The sequence below is a fragment of the Brevibacterium sp. UCMA 11754 genome, from assembly GCF_021532275.1.
In the GTDB taxonomy this organism is placed as follows: Bacteria; Actinomycetota; Actinomycetes; order Actinomycetales; family Brevibacteriaceae; genus Brevibacterium.
Genome location: NZ_JACBOT010000001.1, coordinates 124,661 through 144,649, shown reverse-complemented (window position 1 = coordinate 144,649; position 19,989 = coordinate 124,661). Strand labels below are relative to the sequence as shown.

Genomic DNA, 19,989 nt, shown 5'->3' with positions numbered 1-19,989 from the left:
GCGGCAGAACGTCAGGACGTCAGGACGTGAAGATGGTGTCCTGCCATTCGTGGTGCGGGTCCTCGTGTTGGTCGATGAAGACGTGCTTGACCTGCGTGTACTCATCGAACGAGTACTGGCTCATGTCCTTCCCGAATCCGGAGGCCTTGTATCCGCCGTGAGGCATGTCGGAGACGATCGGGATGTGCTCGTTGATCCACACGCATCCGGCTTCGATGTCGGCCGCGGCACGCAGCGTCCGGTTCGTGGTCGTCGTCCAGGCGCTCGCCGCCAACCCGTAGGGGGTGTCGTTGGCCAGTTCGATGGCTTCGTCATCGGTGTCGAAGGCGATCGCGACGAGGACGGGACCGAAGATCTCCTCACGCCACACCTCGGCGTCGGTGTCGATTCCGCTGATGAGGGTGGGTGCATAATACGCCGTTGAGTCGGTGTCCCCGGGCAGAGCCTCGCCGAGGTGGTTCGTCGTCGGGATCGCTCCGCCGCAGTGGATCGTGGCCCCGGCTGCCCGGGCGCGGTCGACCATGTCGGCGACACGTGAGCGGTGAGTCAGCGAGATGAGGGAGCCCATGTCGGTGGCGGGGTTCGACGGGGTGCCCACGCGGACGCCGTTCATGAGTTCGGTGACGCGGGTTGTGAAGGCCTCGAAGTGTTCGCGGGCGACGATGGCTCGGGTCGCCGCAGTGCAGTCCTGGCCGGAGTTGATGAGCGACCCGGCCACGGCACCGCGGGCGGCGGCTTCGATGTCGGCATCGTCGAAGACGACGAACGGTGCCTTGCCGCCGAGTTCGAGGTGGACGCGAGAGCCCTTCGCCGCGGCGAGTTCCATGATGCGTCGGCCCACCTTCGTCGATCCTGTGAACGAGGACATGACGACATCGGGGTGGGTGATGAGTGCTTCACCGGCCTCGAGCCCATCACCGGCGATGACGTTGATGACACCGGGGGCGAAGCCGGCGGCGGTGGCCGCCTCGGCGAGGATGAGTGAGGTCCCGGGAGTCATCTCCGAGCTCTTGAGCACGATCGTGTTGCCGGCCGCGACGGCGGGGAAGATCTTCCATGCGGCCATCTGCAGCGGGTAGTTCCACGGGGCGATGGAGCCGACCACGCCGAGGGGTTCGCGCCTGGTCATCGACGTCGACTTCTCCCAATAGGTGCCGGCAGCCAGGCCGGTGAGCTGCCGGGCGGCCCCGGCGAAGAACTTCGCGTTGTCGATTGAGCCGGGCACATCGAATTCCTTGGCCAGGCGGATGGACTTGCCTGTTTGCTGCGACTCGAGTTCGGCGAGTTCGTCGGCGCGAGCCTCGAGCTGGGTGGCGAGGCCGAGCATCAGCTCCGCGCGCTCGCCAGGGGTGAGTGCTTTGAAGGCGGGATAGGCGGCCTTCGCCGAGGCGACGGCTTCATTGACATCCTCGGCGTTGGCGAGCGTGTACTCTCCGGTTGTCTCACCGGTGGCGGGGTTGATGCAGGTGAAGGTGTCACCGCTGCCTTCGTGATAGCTGCCATTCCAATAATGCATATCGTCACTTCCAACCGAGTTGCACGTCTGTGTGTGAGCCTGCGCGGGCCAGTGTGGGCCTGGTCACACAGAGTATCGGAATCAGTGGGTTGAATCCACCGATTCCGTTGTGTGAGACGGTTTCGAGCTGAAAACAATTACCACCCAGCATATTCCCCTGCTGAATCAGTGGCCGCGCCTGCGATTTTCGCGCTATGTCGTTGGCTGCGGTGGTGTGAGAGGAGGAGGAGTTCCCCGGCTGGGACCAGTCTCAGCCGGGGAACTTCTGGCCGGTGAGCTTCTCGAAGGCCTCGATGTAGCGGGCGCGGGTCTTTTCGACCACCTCGGCGGGAAGGGGCGGTGGGGGAGTGTCCGAGGACGTGTCCCAGCCGGACTCACCAGTCAGCCAGTCGCGGACGAACTGCTTGTCGAAGCTCGCCTGCGGCTGACCCGATTCGTAGCTCGCCGCATCCCAGAAGCGCGAGGAATCCGGGGTCAGCACCTCGTCGCCGAGGACCAGTGTGCCGTCAGGCAGTGTCCCGAACTCGAATTTCGTATCGGCGAGGATGATGCCGCGTTCACGGGCGATCGACTCTGCCTTCTGGTAGATCTCGATCGTCAGGTCGCGGACCTTCTCGGCCGCTTCGGTGCCGATGGTCTCTGCGATCTGGGCGAAGCTGACGTTCTCGTCGTGGTCTCCCAGATCAGCCTTGGTTGCGGGCGTGAAGATCGCGGGCTCCAAGCGGTCGGCTTCGATGAGGCCTGCCGGCAGTTGGATTCCGCACACGGAGCCCGTGGCCTTGTAGTCAGCCATCCCGGAGCCGGTGAGGTAGCCGCGGGCCACGCATTCGATGGGCAGCATCGACAGATTCTTGACGATGAGGCCGCGACCGGCCACTGCCTCAGGAACATCGGAGCTGATGACATGGTTGCCGATGACCTCGGAGAGCTGGTCGAACCACCACAGGCTCAGCCCGGTCAGCACCTTCCCTTTATCTGGGATCTCGGAGTCGAGGACCCAGTCATAGGCAGAGATGCGATCCGAGGCGACCATGAGCAGCTGCTTCGCCGAAGCCGCATCGGCGGCCGTGTCGGGAATGTAGAGGTCGCGGACCTTGCCCGAGTAGACATGCGTCCACCCCGGAAGTTCGGGCGCCGTGGAGTCGAGCGCGGCGGCGGCCGGTGCCTCTTCGGGGGCAGGGTAGATGTCGGCCACCGTGATCTGCCCGCGAGCGGCCACCTCGGCGATGTCGGTGCGGTGCTGCTCACCGTCCCACTTGACCTCGGCCACAGCGGCATAGGCCTTGGCCCGGGCTTCGTGGAGTCCGGTGCCCAGCGAGACGACGGAGAGCACACGTCCGCCGGCGGTGACGATGTCTCCGGTCTCGGCGACGTCCTCGGAGATGACGGTGTCCTCGGGGGCGAATCCGGCGCCCGTGTCTGTGGCACGAGCGGTCCCGGCGTGGAGGATGTGGACGTCGTCGAGCCCATCGGCCGTGTTGAGGCCGCGGATGATGTCGCCGGTGCGCGGAGTGTTCGGGTAGTTCTCTGCGGCCATGACCACAGTCACCGAGGTGCGCGGATCCCAGTCGAGTTCACCGACCTCGTCGAGGCGCCCCTCGGCGGCGGCGAGCATGGTCTGGCCCAGCGGGCTGCGCAGACGTGAGAGCACGGACTGGGTCTCCGGATCGCCGAAGCGGACGTTGAACTCGACGACCCGCATGCCCTTCGAGGTCAGGGCGAGCCCGCAGTAGAGAAGCCCGACGAACGGGGTGCCGCGGCGGGTCATCTCGTCGACGACTGGCTGGGCGACGGCGTTGACGATGTTCTCGACCGTGCCGGCCGGGATCCACGGCAGCGGCGAGTAGGCGCCCATGCCGCCGGTGTTCGGGCCGGTGTCACCATCGCCGATGCGCTTGAAATCCTGAGCGGGAGCCAGCGGCAGCGTGTGCTGGCCGTCGCAGAGGACGAACAGGGAGACCTCGGGGCCGTCGAGATAGTCCTCGATGACGACCCTGTCTGAGACCTCGAGGCAGGAACTGGCATGAGTCAGTGCCTCGGCACGGTCCGAGGTCACGACGACGCCCTTGCCCGCGGCCAGGCCATCGGCCTTGACCACGTACGGAGCACCGAAGTCATCGAGGGCGGCGGCCGCCTCCTCGGAGGTGTAGGCGACCACGGTGCGTGCGGTGGGCACATTAGCGGACTCCATGACCTCCTTGGCGAACGCCTTCGAACCTTCGAGGACCGCGGCCTCGGAACTGGGTCCGAAGACCGGGAACGAGGACTCACGCAGGGCGTCGGCGACCCCGGCGACCAGTGGCGCTTCGGGGCCGATGACCACGAGGTCGACATCGAGCGTCTCCGCCAGTGCCGTGACTGCGGTGGAGTCGTTCATATCGACGGCTTCGGTGTGCGCGATCGCTGCGATTCCCGGGTTGCCGGGGGCGGCGATGACGGCGTCGACCTGGGGGTCGCGACTGAGAGCAAGGACGAGGGCGTGTTCGCGGGAGCCCGAACCGATGACAAGAACCTTCACCCCACCAGCCTATAAGGTCGTAGGCTTGAGTGCGTGACTCGTTCCACTTTCGTTTCCGCCGACGCCGCCGAGTTGGCCTTCGTCGAGCGCAGTGGGTTCGTCGAATCCCGCCACATCGGTTCCGCCGTCGTCCTCGACCCTGATGGATCACCCCTGATCAGCCTGGGTGCGCCGGAGGCTCCCGTGTTCACCCGGTCGAGCCTCAAACCGCTGCAGGCGATTGCCGCGATGAGTCTCGGGGCGCAGGTGTCCGGCACCTGGGCGGCGCTGGCGACCGCGTCCCACAAATGCGAGGCCGGCCACGCCGAGGCGGTTGCCGGAATGCTCGAATCCGCTGGCTTGAGCGTGGATGACCTGCAATGCCCGTCCGCGCATCCCGCCGACGGTGCCTTCCGCCGGAGCCTTCAGGAGGCCGCACGTCATCTCGAGCAAGACGACACTGATCCGGCATCGGCACTGTACTTCAACTGCTCCGGCAAGCATGCGGCGTTCCTGATGGCCGCGGCGGCCATCGGTGCGGACACCGCAGACTACCTCGACCCGAACCACCCCGTGCAGAAGAGGGTCGCCGAGGTGGTCGAATCCTTCGCCGGTGAGACGCCGGCAGCCGTGGGCACCGACGGCTGCGGTGCTCCCGTCTTCGCGCTCAGCCTCACCGGCCTGGCACGGGCGATCGGCCGTGTGGTTTGTTTGGGCAGCGCAGACGCTGCCACGGCAGACGAGAACCCGAGGACCACCTCGGCGAGGGAACCGTATGTCTCCTACGCCACCGAGGCCCGCACCCTCATGGACGCCGTATTCGCAGACCCGTGGGCGATCGAAGGCCACGGCAAACCGAATACGACGGTCATCGAGGGCCTCGGCGTCTTCGCTAAGGGCGGGGCCGAAGGCGTCATCGCCATGTCCACGAAGTCCGGATACTCGGTCGCGATGAAATGTCTCGACGGGTCCTCTCGCGCCACCGGAATCGTGGCACTGACTCTGCTGGCGAAGGTGGGAGCCCTCGCCCCGGGCACGGCTTCGTCCACGGGCTCAGCCCCCACCTCGGCGGGGGATGTCGTCATCACCGATGAGCTCCTCGACGAAGTCATCGCGGCGATCACCGACCCGATCACCGGCGGCACCGATTCCGAGGGACGGACGAGCATTGTGGGCAGGCTCGAGCTGGGCGAAGATGTAGCGAAGATCAGGTAAGAGGGAGAGTCACTGATGGCGATTCGCAGAAGGATCGACCCCGACGAGGGCCGCAACGCCCTTGAGATGTGGGTTGCGCACTCCGAGGCCGACGCGGCACCGGCAGACCGGTCGACCCTGGCCACGGCCGTGCGGTTCACGCTCGAGGAGCTCGCCTCGCGGGCGGAGGGCAACAGCGTCGAAGTCCGCGTCCCGCCCTTCGGCGTCACCCAGTGCATTCCCGGGCCCCGGCACACCCGCGGCACACCGCCCAACGTCGTCGAAACCTCGGCGCAGGTGTGGTTGGAGATCGTGACCGGCAGGACCGAATTCTCCGCCGCGCTCGCCGAAGGCTCGGTTGATGCCTCGGGCACGCGCGCCGACATCAGCGATTTCGTCCCCCTGTACACCTCAGCAGAATTGGAAGGTCGGCGATGAACGCCCAGATCACCCAGACCACCTCATTCATCGGCGGACGCCACGTTCCCTCACTGACCACCTACGCCAACGTCGACCCGGCCACCGGCGAACACCTCGGCGATGTCTCCCGCGGCGGGGCCGACGAGGTCGACCGTGCGGTCAAGGCAGCGGCCCGGGCGCAGATGGAATGGAGGCGCTCGAGCACCGAGCAGCGGTCGAAGCTGCTGGTCACCACCGCCGAAGTGATCCGAGCCAACCGCGATGAGATGGCCGCACTGGAATCCGAGGACACCGGCAAACCGCTGACCCAGGCCTACGCCGATGTCGACGTCTGCGCCCGCTACTTCGAGTTCTACGGCCACACCATCGAGTCCTACTACGGGCACTCGATCCCCATGGCCGAGGACATGCACGTCTACACGCGCCGCGAACCCTACGGCGTGACCGGGCACATCGTGGCCTGGAACTACCCGCTCCAGCTCATCGGACGCGCCGCCGCGACCTCACTGGCCACCGGCAACTGCGCCGTGGCCAAACCCGCCGACGAGACTCCGCGCTCCACGGTCCGCCTGGCCGAACTCATCCATTCCGTTGGCTTTCCAGCAGGTGCGTTCAACGTGGTGACAGGCCTGGGCGCCGAGGCGGGGGCCGCGTTGGCGGCGCATCCGGGCATTGCTCACCTGGGCTTCGTCGGCTCGACTCAGATCGGTTCACAGATCGCCCACGCCGCCGCCGATCGGGTCATCCCGACGGTGCTCGAACTGGGCGGAAAGTCCGCGAACATCGTCTTCTCCGACGCCGATGTCGACGCGGCAGTCCCGTCCCTGGTGCGTTCGATCATCCAGAACGCCGGCCAGACCTGCTCGGCCGGGTCCCGACTCATCGTCGCCCAGGACATCCACGCCGAGGTGGTGGAGAAGATGGCGGCCGCGATGGAGAAGGTGACCATCGGCTACGGCATCGACGACCCGATGCTGGGACCCCTGATCTCGAAGAAGCAGCAGTCCCGCGTCGAAGGGTTCCTCTCCGACATCGGCAACGCGCAGATCATCACCGGAGGGACCAGACCCGAAGGTCTCGCCGAGGACCTCACCGGCGGTGCCTTCATCACCCCCACTCTTGTGGACAATGTGTCCCCGGGCTCGAGGATCGCGCAGGAGGAGGTATTCGGCCCCGTCGTCGTGGCCATGACCTTCGGCGATGAAGAGGAAGCGATCTCCCTGGCCAACGGCACCGACTACGGCCTGGTCTCGGCCCTGTGGACGCAGAACATCTCCCGGGCTCATCGGGTCGCCGCCGAGGTCGAAGCCGGGCAGGTCTTCATCAACACCTACGGTGCCGGCGGGGGAGTGGAGCTGCCCTTCGGCGGGTTCAAGAAATCCGGCTATGGCCGTGAGAAGTCCATCGAAGCCTTCGACGAGTACACGCAGACGAAGACCGTTGTCGTGAAGCTGTGAGGTCCTGACGCAGTGCAGCGGACTGGTCACGACGCAGTGCAGCGGACTGGATACGGTCGTCGATGACTCCTGCCGTCCTCGGGCTGGTGCTCTTCGCCTCAGTCGCCCATGCCCTGTGGAACATCGCGGCGAAGTCGGTGTCGGGCAAGGGCTACGCCTTCGTGCTGGCCTATCACGGACTGTCGGCGATCCTGCTGGCCCCGATCGCGATCTGGCTGCTCGTCTCCGGAACACATGCGTTCAGTCTGGGCCTGCTGGGTGCCGCCGCTCTCAGCGCGGTCTTCCACATCGCCTACTCGGTGTCCCTGCAGTCCGGCTATGACCATGCCCCGTTGGGCGTCGTCTATCCCACAGCGCGCGGGGTCGGGCCGATCATCACGATCATCATCGCCGTGCTGTTCCTGGGCGAGCGACCCACAGCACCGGAGACCATCGGCGCCTTCATCGTCCTCGCCGGCATTGCGGTCGTGACCGTGCACCCGAGGCGGGTGGGCGGAGGCCGGACGACGAACGGAGGTTACGGGAAGAGCAGAGGTCACGGGATGAGCAGAGGTCACGGGATGAGCAGCCACGGCGTGGGTCGTGGTCTGGCCTGGGGCGCACTGATCGGAACCTTCATCGCCTCGTACACCCTGTGGGACGACTTCTCCGTCAACCACATCACCGACTCACCGCTGCTCTACTTCGCCCTCTCCGAAATCTGCGTCGCGACCATCATGGCCGTGGGCATCGTGACGATCCCTGGAGGTGCAGGACGTCGCGCGGACTTCACATCGATTCTGGCCGGGCACAAACGGGCCCTGCTCACCGTCGCCATCCTCTCCCCGCTGGCGTACCTGCTCGTCCTCTACGCCATGCAGCAGGCACCGGTGTCCCTTGTGGCTCCCGTGCGCGAGACCTCGATCATCGTCGGCACACTGCTGGCCTGGTGGTTCTTCGGGGAGAAGAACATCGGCATGAAGCTGACCGGCGCGGTGGTCGTCGTCGCCGGCATCGGCCTCATCGCCCTCGGGTGAGGCTCCCATCCCGGCGAGATTCCCACTCCGAGCCACCGCTGGGTAAAAGTGCAGACGTTGAGCACTTGTGCCCTACTTCAGCACTTTCACCAAGCGGTCATGAAGGCGGAGCACCGGCGCGGTCATGAAGGCGGAGCACCGGCGCAGCTTCAGCGCTTCTTCGCCTTCCGACGGAGCACGCGCACCACTCGGGTCGGGCACACAGCGTGTGAGAGGACGGCCTGGGAAGTCGACCCGAGGATCGTTGACACGAAACCGCCGCGGCCGCGGGAGCCGATGATCATGAGTTCGGCGGTGTAGGTGGCGCTGATGAGCACCTCGGTGGCGGGGGCATCGAAGATCGACCAGCGAACGTCAACCTCGGGGAACTCCTCGTGGAGGGACTGCGCGGCTTCTTCTCGCGAGGTCACGGCTTCGTCGTACATCTTCTCGAGGTGCGTTTCGCTGGGCATCCATTCCGGCGAGAGCACGTGGGCAGCGGTGATGCCGACCAGGTGCAGCGGCAGATCATAGATCCGAGCCTGCAGTGCGGCCTCACGCAGGACCGGCCCATCGGTCTCGAACGGATCGATCGCGGCGACGATCTCACCGGTGAAGTCGGGGCGCCTGTCGCCGGATTCGACGGTTGTCGTCTGCGCGTCGGAGGAGCGCACAGGAAGGTCGATCGGCAGGGGTCGCTCCGGCATCGGGCGTTGGGGCCAGGTGCTGGGGATGACCACGGTGGGGCAATGAGCGTGCGCGGGCATCGCCAAGGCCACGGACCCCAGCAGGCGGCCGGCGAACCCACCGCGACCGCGGGCGCCGATGACCGCGAGATCGGCATTCTTCGAGTTGTCGACCAACGCCCCAGAAGCATCTCCCGGGAAGACCACGGTCGACACCGGCACCGAGGCATCGGTGACGGTTCGTGCGCTGTCGTCGACGAGCTTCTGCACCGACCTCTTGACCTCCGCATCGAAATCGGCCGGGTAGACGATGTCCGCTTGGGTCATATTGACGCCGGGAACGGTGTACGCCGCCACGAGGCGAATCTCGGAAGAGGTCAGCTGAGCGTGTCTGATCGCCCACTGCAGTGCGCATTGACTGTTGGCGGAGCCGTCCACTCCGACGATGATCGTTTGAGACATGTCCACCCCTATGTGAGAAGCCCTACTGTGTCTTCCTCCACCTTATGGGATCGGCCGCATAACTGCCTGGGAGTCGGCGAAGGAGTTCTCGACTAGACTGTCCGCGACGTGAAATGCGGGCACCATCGACCCGCCACCGACACTGCTGCCCAAGGAGATCATGAAGGACCAGATCGACGTCGCCGTTCGTCGCAGCCCCAAGTACTCGGTATTCATGGGACTCGGCGCGATCCTCGGCGTACTCGTCGCGGGTGTGCTCACGCTCTTCGTCGATCCCGAAGCGATGCCCACCGGCTACACAGTGGCCAAGGGAGCGGGGCTGCTGCTGCTCGTCCTCGCCGTGGGCGGACTGTTCCTCGGCGGCCTGCTGGCAGTGCTCCTCGACTGGATGGGTCGGAGGAAGTCACGTAAGTACCGAGTCGACGCGGAGATCGACATGGTCGATGATCCGAAGGAGATCGCGCGTCGTCGCATCGCCGAAGCCAACGGCGAAGATCCCGATGCCGAGGACGAGCTCCGAAACGAAGCCCCGAGTTCCGGAGTCTGATCCACTTGTGAAGCAGAGCTCACCGATGTGAGACAATCTTTCACGTGGCAAGAGGAGACGGGCAACTAACGCACGAAATCGACCCCCTGGACCGCGGACCTCAGGATGCTTGTGGAGTATTCGGAGTCTGGGCGCCGGGCGAGGAAATAGCCAAACTCACCTACTTCGGGCTCTACGCTCTGCAGCACCGCGGACAGGAGTCTGCGGGCATCGCTGCCAGCAACGGCAAGCAGATCCTGATCTACCGCGACATGGGCTTGGTCTCGCAGGTCTTCCATGAGCGGGATCTCGAACTTCTGCAGGGACACATCGCGCTCGGGCATACGCGGTATTCGACGACGGGCTCACCCTCGTTCGAGAATGCCCAGCCCACGCTGGGACCCACCCCGTTCGGGACAGTGGCACTGGCGCACAACGGCAATCTGACGAACTTCGATGAGCTCGAAGCTCTGGCCGATGGCCGTCGTGACGACGCCGACCAGGTCGTCAAGGACGCGACGAAGAAGGTCAGCCGGACCAGGCCCTTCCGCGACTCCTCCAATGACACCTCCCTGGTCACCGAGCTCTTCGCCACCGAAGAGGGCGAGAACCTCACCGAGGCCGCGCTCAATCTCCTGCCCAAGGTCGAAGGTGCATTCTCCCTGGCCTTCATGGACGAAAACACCCTCTACGCCGCCCGTGATCGTCACGGTGTGCGGCCGCTGTCGCTGGGTCGGATGGAGAACGGCTGGGTCGTGGCCTCCGAGACCTCGGCTCTCGACATCGTCGGTGCCTCCTTCGTGCGCGACGTCGAACCGGGCGAACTCATCGCCATCGACGAAGACGGTCTGCGCTCCTTCCGCTTCGCCGAACAGGACCAGGCTCGCTGCGTATTCGAGTACGTGTACTTGGCCCGGCCCGACAGCGTGCTCAACGGCAAGACCGTGCATGCGGCCAGGACTCAGATGGGCCGCCAGCTGGCCGACGAGTTCCCCGTCGACGCCGATCTCGTCATCGCCACCCCCGAATCGGGAACACCGGCCGCCGTCGGCTATGCCGAACGCTCAGGCATACCCTTCGGCCAGGGACTGATGAAGAACGCCTATGTCGGCCGCACATTCATCCAGCCCTCTGACACCCTGCGACAGCGCGGCATCCGACTCAAACTCAACCCGCTGCGTGAGAACATCGAGGGCAAACGCCTCGTCGTCGTCGACGACTCGATCGTGCGCGGCAACACCCAGCGCGCGCTCGTGCGAATGCTCCGCGAAGCCGGAGCGAAGGAGATCCATGTGCGCATCTCCTCTCCACCGGTCAAGTGGCCCTGCTTCTACGGCATCGACTTCGCGACCCGGGCCGAGCTCATCGCCAACGGCCTGAATATGGACGAAATCCGCGACAACCTCGGCGCCGATTCCCTGGGATACATCTCCCTCGACGGGATGGTCGAGGCCACCCAGCAGGAGCGCAGCCAGCTGTGCACCGCCTGCTTCTCAGGCGATTACCCGATTCCCGTCAACAACACCCCCGCCGACAAAGGATGTTGAGTTGAGCACCGATCCAGCTAAGTCCACCACCTATGCCGCTGCCGGCGTCGACGTCGAGGCCGGTGACCGCGCCGTCGAACTGATGAAGTCCGCGGTCGGCGCCACACACAACGCGAATGTCGTCGGCGAAGTCGGCGGTTTCGCCGGACTCTTCGACGTCTCAGTGCTCAAGGACTTCGAACGGCCGCTGCTGGCCTCATCGACCGACGGCGTCGGCACGAAGGTCGCGATCGCGCAGGCTCTCGACAAGCACGACACCATCGGATATGACCTGGTGGGCATGGTCGTCGACGACATCATCGTGTGCGGTGCCAAGCCCCTGTTTATGACCGACTACATCGCCTGCGGCAAGGTCGTGGCCGAGCGCATCGCGGACATCGTCCGGGGCATCGCCGAGGCGTGTGCCAGTGCCGATGTCGCCCTCGTCGGCGGGGAGACCGCCGAACACCCGGGCCTGCTCGGGGTCGATGACTACGATGTCGCCGGTGCCGCCACAGGTGTCGTCGAGGCCTCCAAACTGCTGGGACCTGAGAAGGTCTCCGCCGGTGACGTGCTCATCGGGATGCCATCCTCTGGCATCCACTCGAACGGGTACTCCCTGGTCAGGCACATCATCGCCGAGGCGGGTTGGGGTCTGGATCGCAACGTGCCGGAATTCGGCCGCACCCTGGGTGAAGAGCTCCTCGTCCCCACCCATGTCTACACCGGCGAACTCAACGCCCTCTTCTCTTCTCTGCCCGATGCCGTGCATGCGGTCTCGCATGTCACCGGCGGGGGACTGTCTGCCAATGTGGCGCGTGTGCTGCCGAAGGGCCTCGTGGCGAAGATGTCCCGAGCTTCGTGGGAGATCCCTCCGGTCTTCTCCACCCTCGGCGATCTGGGCGGAGTCCCGCAGGAAGACCGTGAACGGACCTGGAACCTCGGCGTCGGCATGGTCCTCGTGGCCTCTGCTGAGTCCGTTGACAGTGTGCTCGCAGCCTCCCCAGGCTCATGGGTGCTCGGTGATGTCAGGGTCGACGACGGTTCACTGGCCTCCGAACTCGACTACGTCCAGGGCGCCAAGGGCGTCGACGGCGGAGCCGCAATCCTCGCCTGAGGTTGTGTGGGCGTAAGCCTGAGGTTGTCCCATGCAGCAATCAGGCAAAGCAGAAGGCGGAGGCCGCAGCCTCCGCCTTCTCGCTTGATCGAATCCGATGCTCCCGTATCTGAGCGCCGATCACATCAGTGCTGATCGGTCAAGATTCGCGCTGTGTATAGTCGTCTTCTTCGTCGTCATCGTCGACGTTGTACTTGTCGGCGTAATCCGAATAGTCCGGCTCGTTGTCGTACGGATCTGACGAACCGGACGCCTGCGACTCGGAACCCAGTTCCTGCTGGAGTCTATTCAGGTCGGTGTCCGGGCTGTAGTATTTCAGCTTCCGGGCTACCTTGATCTGCTTTGCCTTTGCGCGGCCGCGACCCACTGGCGTGACCCCCTCCGTCGTCATTTGGGGCGAAGCGCCCCGGACTAGATCTCTGCTATGCGCTTAAATCCTACCTGTTCGTAGTGGGAAGTTCCATTTTGAAGCCCGACCTTGGATAGGGTGAACCCATGTCCTACAGTCGCGATTATGTTGTCTCTCTGCGGATCTTCGAGCCCACCGTGGTTCATTCCGTATTGCAAGACGAGCAGGTGGAAGACAACCGTTCTCGTGTTGAGGAGCAGATCTCCGAAGACGCGGATCAGCGCTTGATCTCACTGCCGCCGAGCCCTGTGGCCGAGTCCTTTCGCAACACTCCGATCTTCCTCCCGGCGTCTCAGACTTCGGACGGCGTGGATCGGTACTGCCCCGCCCAGGAGGACATTCGCGGGTGGGAGGCACTCGAGGCATTGAGTGAGCACACCTCGAAGGCGACGCTGGACATCATCGCTCCGAAGTCGACGCGCAGGCGTGCGGCCAGTCGTCGCGCCGAGTGGCTCCAGGACACAAAGGATACTCGCGTCTTCACACGCGTCGCGGCGTGGGATGTGCCGCCGTCATGGTGGCTGTTCTTCTCGCTGAGCGAAGACCAGATCATCACGAATGAAACCGATGCCGGGCTGAGAGTGCTCATCCGTACGGACATTCTGGCAGCCTCGGCGAGGATGGAATGGGCAGCGGAGACCGTGGCCGATAAGTCCAAGGTCGTCGACATGGTCGAGCAGACATCGATTCTGGCGCAGTGGGTCGACGGCTTCGACATGAACTCCGTGCTCGAACTCGACCTGGGCGGGATGAGCGATGTGCTCTGGCCCAACGAGGCACCGGAGCTCGTCGATTCGTGGGTGACCGCGCTGAGCAACGACGATCCTGAAACCGCTGTCGCATCCTTCCAGAAGTACGCGGCGATGTGGGAACAGCTCAATCTCTACGCGCGCAGCTCCTGACCCACCCTCCAACTACCTGGCGGCGGCCCAGATACCTCGCGCGAGGTATCTGGGCCGCCGCCAGGTAGTTGGGGAAGGCGGGGTGGCGGCTACTATAGTCTGCGTACCCGCGGCGTCGAGAGAATGAACCACACAGCGCATGGATGAGAAGAAGCGTCGACTTGTGACGAACAGGAAACCGCCGTCGGGGTCCGCTGAGGAGTCAACGACCGCCGACGAACCAACGACCGCCGCCGAGTCTGCGACTGCGACTGCCGCGAAGCCGAAGCCGATGACGACGTGGTCGATCGTATGGCGTCTCGGAGCAACCGCCATGGCCCTCGTCATTCTCACCTGCGGACAGTTCCTCAACACCAACGACTTCTTCCCGCTCGGGTCACTCACTCAGTACGCGACCGCCAAGGACCTCAACGGCACGGTGAACGCGACGTGCATCGAAGCGCAGTTCCCCGGTGAGGACGAACCACGCCGACTCGGCTTCAACACGGACACCGTCGGGATCGAACGCGGGGACATCGAATCCCAGCTCGATCGGGTCATCGCCAACCCGGAACTTCTGCAGACCATGGCCGACTCCTTTGAGCGCCTCCATCCGGACGAGCCGAAACCGGAGCAGATGATCCTCTGCCGCACCGTGACCCAGTTGGAGAACGGCCGCAGCGTCGGCGAACCCGAACACAAGATCCTAGCGACCTGGGAGGTGCAGTGAGCAATTCCACCACCGCCGAGGCGAAGGTCGGCAATCAGATCATCGCCTGGTTCACGCCCCAGATCTCTCTGGCCCGCGTCGCAGTCTTCCGCGTCATCGTCTACATCTTCGTCATCATCGACGTGCTCACGATCTCCGCCGACGTCATCCCGCACGGCTGGACTCCCGACCTCTACAAACCGCTGTGGCTGGCCAGATTCCTCCACATCCCACCGGTCAGCGTCCTCGGTGCGCAGATCCTGCTCGCCGCGATCATCGTCTTCGCTCTCATGGCTGCCGCCGGCGTCCTCCAGCGAATCAGCGGCTGGATTGTCGCGATCACCTTCGGGCTGTGGATGTTCTATACCCAGGGCTATGGCTATGTCGCCCACGATCACATGGCGCTCGTCATCGCCGTCGTGGTGCTGCCGACTGTCGGAGTCGCACGGTTCAGGGAGGTCGGGACCACCTCGGCGAAGGCAGGATGGGCGCTGCGAGTCGTGCAGATCTCCGTCGTCCTCACCTACTTCTATTCGGTGGTGATGAAGTGGATCGCCTCAGGAAACATCACCCACTGGGCCAACGGAGCCGTGATCATCTGGGCCCTGATGCGCCGCGGGGCCGAATGGTCGAAGCCGTTCCTCGAGATGCCGGGCCTGCTCATCGCCGGACAGTGGGCGACTCTGGTGTTCGAGTTCCTCTCACCGATCGTGCTGTTCCTCAAGGGCAGATGGCTCTATGGTGCCGTCATTTTCTTCATGCTCTTCCACCTTATGACCTACATCGCCCTGGGCATCCACTTCCTGCCGACGGTCATCTGCTGGGCGGCGTTCCTGCCCCTGGAGAAGCTGATCCCGAAGCGGTTCGCCGCGACTGCTTGAGCCTCTCGCCACTTGCTGAGGGCCCCGGCCGCTAAGCGTCCCGGCGCAGGGCGTCCAGTACACGTTTGACGGCTGCGCGCTCGGCCGTATCGGGAGCCATGACCGCCACGACCCAACGTGTGGTTGCGATCCCTGTCAGCGGGAGGAGCGTGAGCCCGGCGTCTTTCGGGGTCGTGAATCGCGGCAGCAGGGCGACCTGGTCGCTCGAGGCCACGATCGCCTCGATGAGTCGGTTGTCCCGGATGCGCTGGGTGACCTCGAGCTCACGTCCTGTGACGTGTTCGATCGACGACAAGATAGTGGCGAATGGGAATCCGTGGGGAACGCCGATCCACTGAGCGTCGACGAGGTCCTTAGGTCTCAGCTGGTCCCGGCTAGCCAGGGGATGGGCGTTCGCGACCGCGACGTCGATGGGTTCGGTCGCAAGGCACTCGATGCTCAGCCCTTCGGTCCCGGCCGGACGTTCGGAGATCAGGCTGTGGGCGATGACGATGTCGACGTCGGAGGTCAGACCCGCGAACTCGTGCTCGGCCAGATCCACATCGACGGTGCGCAGGGTGATCCTCGGGCTCGTCTCCCGCAGCTGTCGCAATGCAGAAGGCACAAGGTAGGCCAGAGCGCTGGGCAGCCCGGCAATCCGAACTTCACCGGAGGGATCGCCGAGGTAGTCCTCCCAGTCGGCCTGCACGCGGGAGATTGCTGAGGCCACGTCCTTGCCACCTGCCGCCAGCAGTCTGCCCGCGCTGGTCAGCTTCAGTCCGCGGCCCTCGGGGTCGACGAGGGTGTGTCCGAGTTCCCGTGTGGCCTGTTTGAGTTGCTGCGATATCGCCGAAGGTGTGCGATACGTCGCCCTGGCCACGGCGGTCACGCTGCCGAGTTCGTCGAGCCGGCGCAGCAGCTCAAGATGCCTGGGGTCCATGTGCCAATGCTACAAGAGTGAAGCCCAGCTACAAGGTGTATGTAGAACATTTCGATTGTGTTAACTGTCTGGCGACTCGAGAATGAAGTCATGTCATTCAAACACTGTTTGCTCGCCGCCTCGGTGGCCGTGATGTGGGGGCTGAACTTTCTGGCGATCGATTTCTCGCTCGAACAGTTCCCACCCTTCTTCCTCGTCGCCCTGCGTTTCGCCGTGCTGGCCATTCCGGCGCTGCTGTTCATCCCGAAACCGGACGTGAAGTTCCGCTGGATCGTGGGCTACGGACTCGGCTTCGGGCTCCTCCAGTTCCTGTTCCTCTACTGGGCGATGGCGGCGGGGATGCCTGCGGGTCTGGCCTCCCTCGTGCTCCAGGCTTCGGGGCCGTTCACGGTGCTGCTGGGAATGACGTTCCTGCGAGAGCGGGTCCGCGGATCGCAGATGGCGTTCCTCATCGTGGCCATGGCCGGGCTCGGCGTCGTGGGCTGGCAGAGACTGGACTCGAGCGCGAGCTTCCTGCCGTTCCTGCTCACACTGGCCGGCGGGCTGGGGTGGGCGATCGGCAACATCTGCAACCGTCAGGCGCACTCGGTCGAGCCGGTGAAGTTCACGATGTGGATGTCGGTGGTTCCGCCCGTGCCGATGCTCCTTCTTGCGTTGGTCGTCGAGGGGCCAGCCACCATCGGGCAGTCGCTGACGACGCTCGTGACTCCCACCGGATGGCTGGGCCTCGCCGGGCTCGCCTACACCGTTGTCATCGCCACCATCCTCGGCTCCGGCATCTGGTCGTGGCTGATGTCGCGCAACCCCGCTGGAGTCGTCGCACCGTTCTCGATGCTCGTTCCCATCGTCGGTATGAGTGCCGCTTGGTTCGTGCTCGGCGAGACGGTGTCTGTGGCGGAGATGTGCGGAGCCGTCCTCGTCATCATCGGCGTCCTCGGAGCAGGCATGCGCGCTGCGAAGGGGCCGAAGATCCTCGCCGAGGTGGTGCCCACAGACGTCGAAGACGTGGCCGACGTCCCCGCGGGGACGTCCTGACGGCGCGGTCCCTGACACCGAACTAGTGTTGTGCCCATGACTATGTCGCATGACCGCCCGCTCACTGCTGAGGATCTCTTGGCGTCCCCGCGGGACGCTCGCTCGTGTTCCGACTGGCCTTGAGCGGGCGTGAGGACGAATTCGATGGCGAAGGCCAGGCCCTCACAGCGTCGGCGCGTGCCTTGGACGAGTTCCGCAGTGCTGTCTTCATGGCCGGCGATCTTGCCGACGAGGCGAAGGGGGCCGCGGTGGCGATGTACCCCGGCGAGGGTGACTCGGAACCGCAATCCGGCGCTGTGACGGCCGGCGGCGTCGCCGAGAAGCTGCGATTCGTCACACCCTCGAACCCGAACCAGGCCGAGCTCGAGCACGCCATGGCTGAAGTGATCGGAGGTGCCGTGTACTGGCAGCCTCCGCACGGCGCTGATCATATCGCCGCTGAACCCAAGATGCGTGAGGCCCTGCGACCCTTCGCAGAGGTGCTCATCGGCACCGGTCTGCTCGACGCGTGGTCCCGGCCCCTCGACACGGAGAACCAATGGGCTCTGGCCTGGGACGATGAGGAACATCGCGGCGGCCTGCCAGCGATGTTCACGCACCCGACAGGCCCGATCAACCAAGCAGAGAGCCGGCCCGCGATCTCGCTCGCCGATCTCTTCTCACCTGCGGACGGGGACGGAGTCAAACTGCCATGGGGCCTTGATGAGTGGCTCGGCCACGTCCTCACCACGGAAACCCAGTACCGTCACAACTTGGCCAATGACCCCAATGACGAGCTCAGCGGCGAATGGTGGTCGACCCCGCCCGATGGGCTCTGGACCTCAACATCAACCTGGCCGGGCCAGACCCTGATCGGGGTCGAACTGGTCGAAGACGATTTCGGGCTCGAACGCGCGCGGGCCTGCCGCCTGCGCCTGCGCCCGGAGGCCCGCATCGCTGAGATCCGCTGGCCCGAGGACTGGGCGCAGCTGTGTCGGCGCTTTCCGCTCGACGTCACTGCTCAACGCCGTTATGTCTGGTTCGAGACGACCGGGCGCAAAGGCCGGTGGGTGATCCCCGACTGGTCACGAGTGGCCGAGGACTTCGATGGGGTGCACGTGAGTTTGGCCGGGTACCTGCGCACCGCAGGCTCCGTCGTAGAAGTCGGAGATCACAGTCTCGTGGAAGCTTCACCGACCCTGCCCACGATCGGGAACACCGATGAGCGCACCGCGAGCCTCATGGCGGGCTGGCACCCGGATATGACGTTCTGGCTGAATGACGTGGTCGATACTGTCACCGAGGTGGTCGAGTGGGTCTACGACAACGATGCAGATGCGTGGCAGCAAACGCCGACACAGTGAAGTCGGCGAGCAGAAACGTCCCCGCGCGAACGCACCGAACTATGATCTGAGCGCTGTGAAGTGCTCCACGGACACCACACCCGAGCACCATGATTCGGCTGTATGCTCAGCGGATCACCGGTGGTGTCCGTACCGTCAGCACCCGCATGTCGCCAGTGCTCATAGCTGAGTATTCAAAGGAGAAACAGTGTCATCGAAGTTCGCCGATCGCATCGCTCGCGTTCAGCCGTCCGCCATCCGTGAGCTGCTCAAATACGGTGACGATCCTTCCATCACCTCTTTCGGCGGCGGGTACCCGGATGCCGCACTCTTCCCCGCGGCCGAACTCCAGCAGATCTACACCGGGATCCTGAGCAAGGAGGGTGCGACCGCACTGCAGTACACCGTCTCGGCGGGACTGCCCGGATTGCGGGCGCAGATCGCCGAACGCATGTCGAGCGCGGGTTCGGCGACGGATGCTGATGATGTTCTCATCCTCCAGGGCGCCCAGCAGGGCCTGGACCTGGTGGCGAAGCTGCTCATCAACCCGGGCGATGTCATCATCACGGAGAACCCGACCTTCCTCGGTGCTCTCATCGCCTTCAACTCCTGCCAGCCCGAGTACGCCGCCGTTGACATGGACTCCGAGGGTATGGACGTCGACGCCCTTGAGACGACCCTGGCCACGACCGAGAACATCAAGTTCATCTACGTCATCCCCGACTTCCAGAACCCGACCGGTGTCAGCCTCAGCCTCGAACGCCGGAAGCGCATCATCGAGCTGGCCAACGAATACGACGTTCTCGTGCTTGAGGATTCGCCCTACCGTGAGCTGCGCTTCGAGGGCGAAGCGCAGCCGACCCTGACCTCACTCGACACCGAGCATCGGGTCATCCACCTCGGCAGCTTCTCGAAGATCCTCGCCCCCGGAGTGCGGCTGGGCTGGGTGAGCGCGGCACCGGAGATCCTCGACAAGCTCGGTCTGCTCAAGCTCGCCGCCGACACCCAGTCGAGCACGTTGAACATGACAGCGGTTACACGGTTCCTCGACACCTTCGACATCGACGCCCACATCTCAGCGATGCGTGGGGTCTACCGCGCCAAGCGCGACCTCATGGTATCGACGATGACCGACCATTTCCCCGCCGAGGTGACCGTGACCAGGCCCGAAGGCGGGCTCTTCACCTGGGTGACCTTCCCCGAAGGCTTCGACACGACTGCATTCATGGCTGAGCATGCCCTGCCCGAAGCGCGAGTCGCCTACGTGCCCGGCGGGTCGTTCTTCCCCACCGAACAACGCAGCAACTATGCCCGGTTCAGCTACTCGGGCCAGTCCGATGATGAGATGGTCGATGCCCTGACCCGGTTGGGCGCGATCCTCAACGAACACATCTGAGCGAGAAGCACGAGGTGACGGCGGACGCTGCTGAGACTGGG

18 protein-coding genes are annotated in these 19,989 nt (G+C 64.7%); 13 read left to right on the top strand and 5 right to left on the bottom strand.

The window, feature by feature from the left end:
- Window positions 1–19: 19 nt before the first annotated feature.
- Complete coding sequence (locus HX613_RS00665; RefSeq protein WP_235343553.1) at window positions 20–1,516, bottom strand: aminobutyraldehyde dehydrogenase; 1,497 nt, start codon at window positions 1,514–1,516, stop codon at window positions 20–22.
- 250 nt (window positions 1,517–1,766) lie between these two features.
- On the bottom strand, window positions 1,767–4,034 hold the full coding sequence (purD, locus tag HX613_RS00660; RefSeq protein ID WP_235343552.1) for a phosphoribosylamine--glycine ligase: 2,268 nt from the start codon (window positions 4,032–4,034) through the stop codon (window positions 1,767–1,769).
- Between the two features lie 33 nt (window positions 4,035–4,067).
- Here purD and HX613_RS00655 point away from each other — a divergent pair, with 33 nt between their 5' ends.
- The 4 genes from HX613_RS00655 to HX613_RS00640 all read left to right on the top strand — a co-directional run bounded on the left by HX613_RS00655 (window position 4,068) and on the right by HX613_RS00640 (window position 8,100).
- Complete coding sequence (locus tag HX613_RS00655; RefSeq protein WP_235343551.1) at window positions 4,068–5,228, top strand: asparaginase; 1,161 nt, start codon at window positions 4,068–4,070, stop codon at window positions 5,226–5,228.
- A gap of 15 nt (window positions 5,229–5,243) precedes the next feature.
- Window positions 5,244–5,645, top strand: a complete 402-nt coding sequence (locus tag HX613_RS00650; protein WP_198398139.1) for a sterol carrier family protein — start codon at window positions 5,244–5,246, stop codon at window positions 5,643–5,645.
- Entirely contained in the window at window positions 5,642–7,084 is a 1,443-nt protein-coding gene (locus HX613_RS00645) for an aldehyde dehydrogenase family protein (RefSeq protein WP_235343550.1), read from the top strand. Before HX613_RS00650 ends, HX613_RS00645 begins: the two co-directional genes overlap by 4 nt.
- A 62-nt stretch (window positions 7,085–7,146) precedes the next feature.
- Window positions 7,147–8,100, top strand: coding sequence for an EamA family transporter (locus HX613_RS00640; RefSeq protein ID WP_235343549.1), 954 nt, complete (start codon window positions 7,147–7,149; stop codon window positions 8,098–8,100).
- A 149-nt stretch (window positions 8,101–8,249) separates the two neighbouring features.
- Here the strand turns inward: HX613_RS00640 and HX613_RS00635 are convergent, their stop codons facing one another.
- Window positions 8,250–9,227, bottom strand: a complete 978-nt coding sequence (locus tag HX613_RS00635) for a universal stress protein (RefSeq protein ID WP_235343548.1) — start codon at window positions 9,225–9,227, stop codon at window positions 8,250–8,252.
- 160 nt (window positions 9,228–9,387) lie between these two features.
- Here HX613_RS00635 and HX613_RS00630 point away from each other — a divergent pair, with 160 nt between their 5' ends.
- Genes HX613_RS00630 through purM form a run of 3 tightly spaced genes read left to right on the top strand, consistent with a single transcriptional unit; the run spans window position 9,388 to window position 12,396 of the window.
- Complete coding sequence (locus HX613_RS00630; RefSeq protein WP_235343547.1) at window positions 9,388–9,774, top strand: hypothetical protein; 387 nt, start codon at window positions 9,388–9,390, stop codon at window positions 9,772–9,774.
- Between the two features lie 44 nt (window positions 9,775–9,818).
- Complete coding sequence (gene purF / locus HX613_RS00625) at window positions 9,819–11,300, top strand: amidophosphoribosyltransferase (protein ID WP_235343546.1); 1,482 nt, start codon at window positions 9,819–9,821, stop codon at window positions 11,298–11,300.
- A gap of 1 nt (window position 11,301) precedes the next feature.
- Window positions 11,302–12,396, top strand: a complete 1,095-nt coding sequence (purM, locus tag HX613_RS00620; protein ID WP_235343545.1) for a phosphoribosylformylglycinamidine cyclo-ligase — start codon at window positions 11,302–11,304, stop codon at window positions 12,394–12,396.
- 139 nt (window positions 12,397–12,535) lie between these two features.
- Here the strand turns inward: purM and HX613_RS00615 are convergent, their stop codons facing one another.
- Window positions 12,536–12,763, bottom strand: a complete 228-nt coding sequence (locus tag HX613_RS00615) for a DUF3073 domain-containing protein (protein WP_009881540.1) — start codon at window positions 12,761–12,763, stop codon at window positions 12,536–12,538.
- A gap of 128 nt (window positions 12,764–12,891) precedes the next feature.
- Here HX613_RS00615 and HX613_RS00610 point away from each other — a divergent pair, with 128 nt between their 5' ends.
- The 3 genes from HX613_RS00610 to HX613_RS00600 all read left to right on the top strand — a co-directional run bounded on the left by HX613_RS00610 (window position 12,892) and on the right by HX613_RS00600 (window position 15,276).
- Window positions 12,892–13,707, top strand: a complete 816-nt coding sequence (locus HX613_RS00610) for a hypothetical protein (protein WP_235343544.1) — start codon at window positions 12,892–12,894, stop codon at window positions 13,705–13,707.
- Between the two features lie 139 nt (window positions 13,708–13,846).
- Complete coding sequence (locus tag HX613_RS00605) at window positions 13,847–14,416, top strand: hypothetical protein (RefSeq protein WP_235343543.1); 570 nt, start codon at window positions 13,847–13,849, stop codon at window positions 14,414–14,416.
- The gene (locus tag HX613_RS00600; protein WP_235343542.1) at window positions 14,413–15,276 is read left to right on the top strand and encodes a hypothetical protein; all 864 of its coding nucleotides are present in this window, start codon (window positions 14,413–14,415) and stop codon (window positions 15,274–15,276) included. Before HX613_RS00605 ends, HX613_RS00600 begins: the two co-directional genes overlap by 4 nt.
- Before the next feature lie 31 nt (window positions 15,277–15,307).
- Here HX613_RS00600 and HX613_RS00595 read toward each other — a convergent pair whose 3' ends face one another.
- Window positions 15,308–16,195, bottom strand: coding sequence for a LysR family transcriptional regulator (locus HX613_RS00595; protein WP_235343541.1), 888 nt, complete (start codon window positions 16,193–16,195; stop codon window positions 15,308–15,310).
- 90 nt (window positions 16,196–16,285) lie between these two features.
- Here HX613_RS00595 and HX613_RS00590 point away from each other — a divergent pair, with 90 nt between their 5' ends.
- The 3 genes from HX613_RS00590 (at window position 16,286) to HX613_RS00580 (ending at window position 19,948) form a co-directional block, all read left to right on the top strand.
- Window positions 16,286–17,230 (top strand): EamA family transporter, encoded by a 945-nt coding sequence (locus HX613_RS00590; RefSeq protein WP_235343540.1) that lies wholly within the window; start codon window positions 16,286–16,288, stop codon window positions 17,228–17,230.
- 104 nt (window positions 17,231–17,334) lie between these two features.
- The gene (locus HX613_RS00585; RefSeq protein WP_235343539.1) at window positions 17,335–18,573 is read left to right on the top strand and encodes a hypothetical protein; all 1,239 of its coding nucleotides are present in this window, start codon (window positions 17,335–17,337) and stop codon (window positions 18,571–18,573) included.
- A gap of 187 nt (window positions 18,574–18,760) precedes the next feature.
- Window positions 18,761–19,948, top strand: a complete 1,188-nt coding sequence (locus HX613_RS00580; protein WP_235343538.1) for an aminotransferase-like domain-containing protein — start codon at window positions 18,761–18,763, stop codon at window positions 19,946–19,948.
- Window positions 19,949–19,989 lie beyond the last annotated feature (41 nt).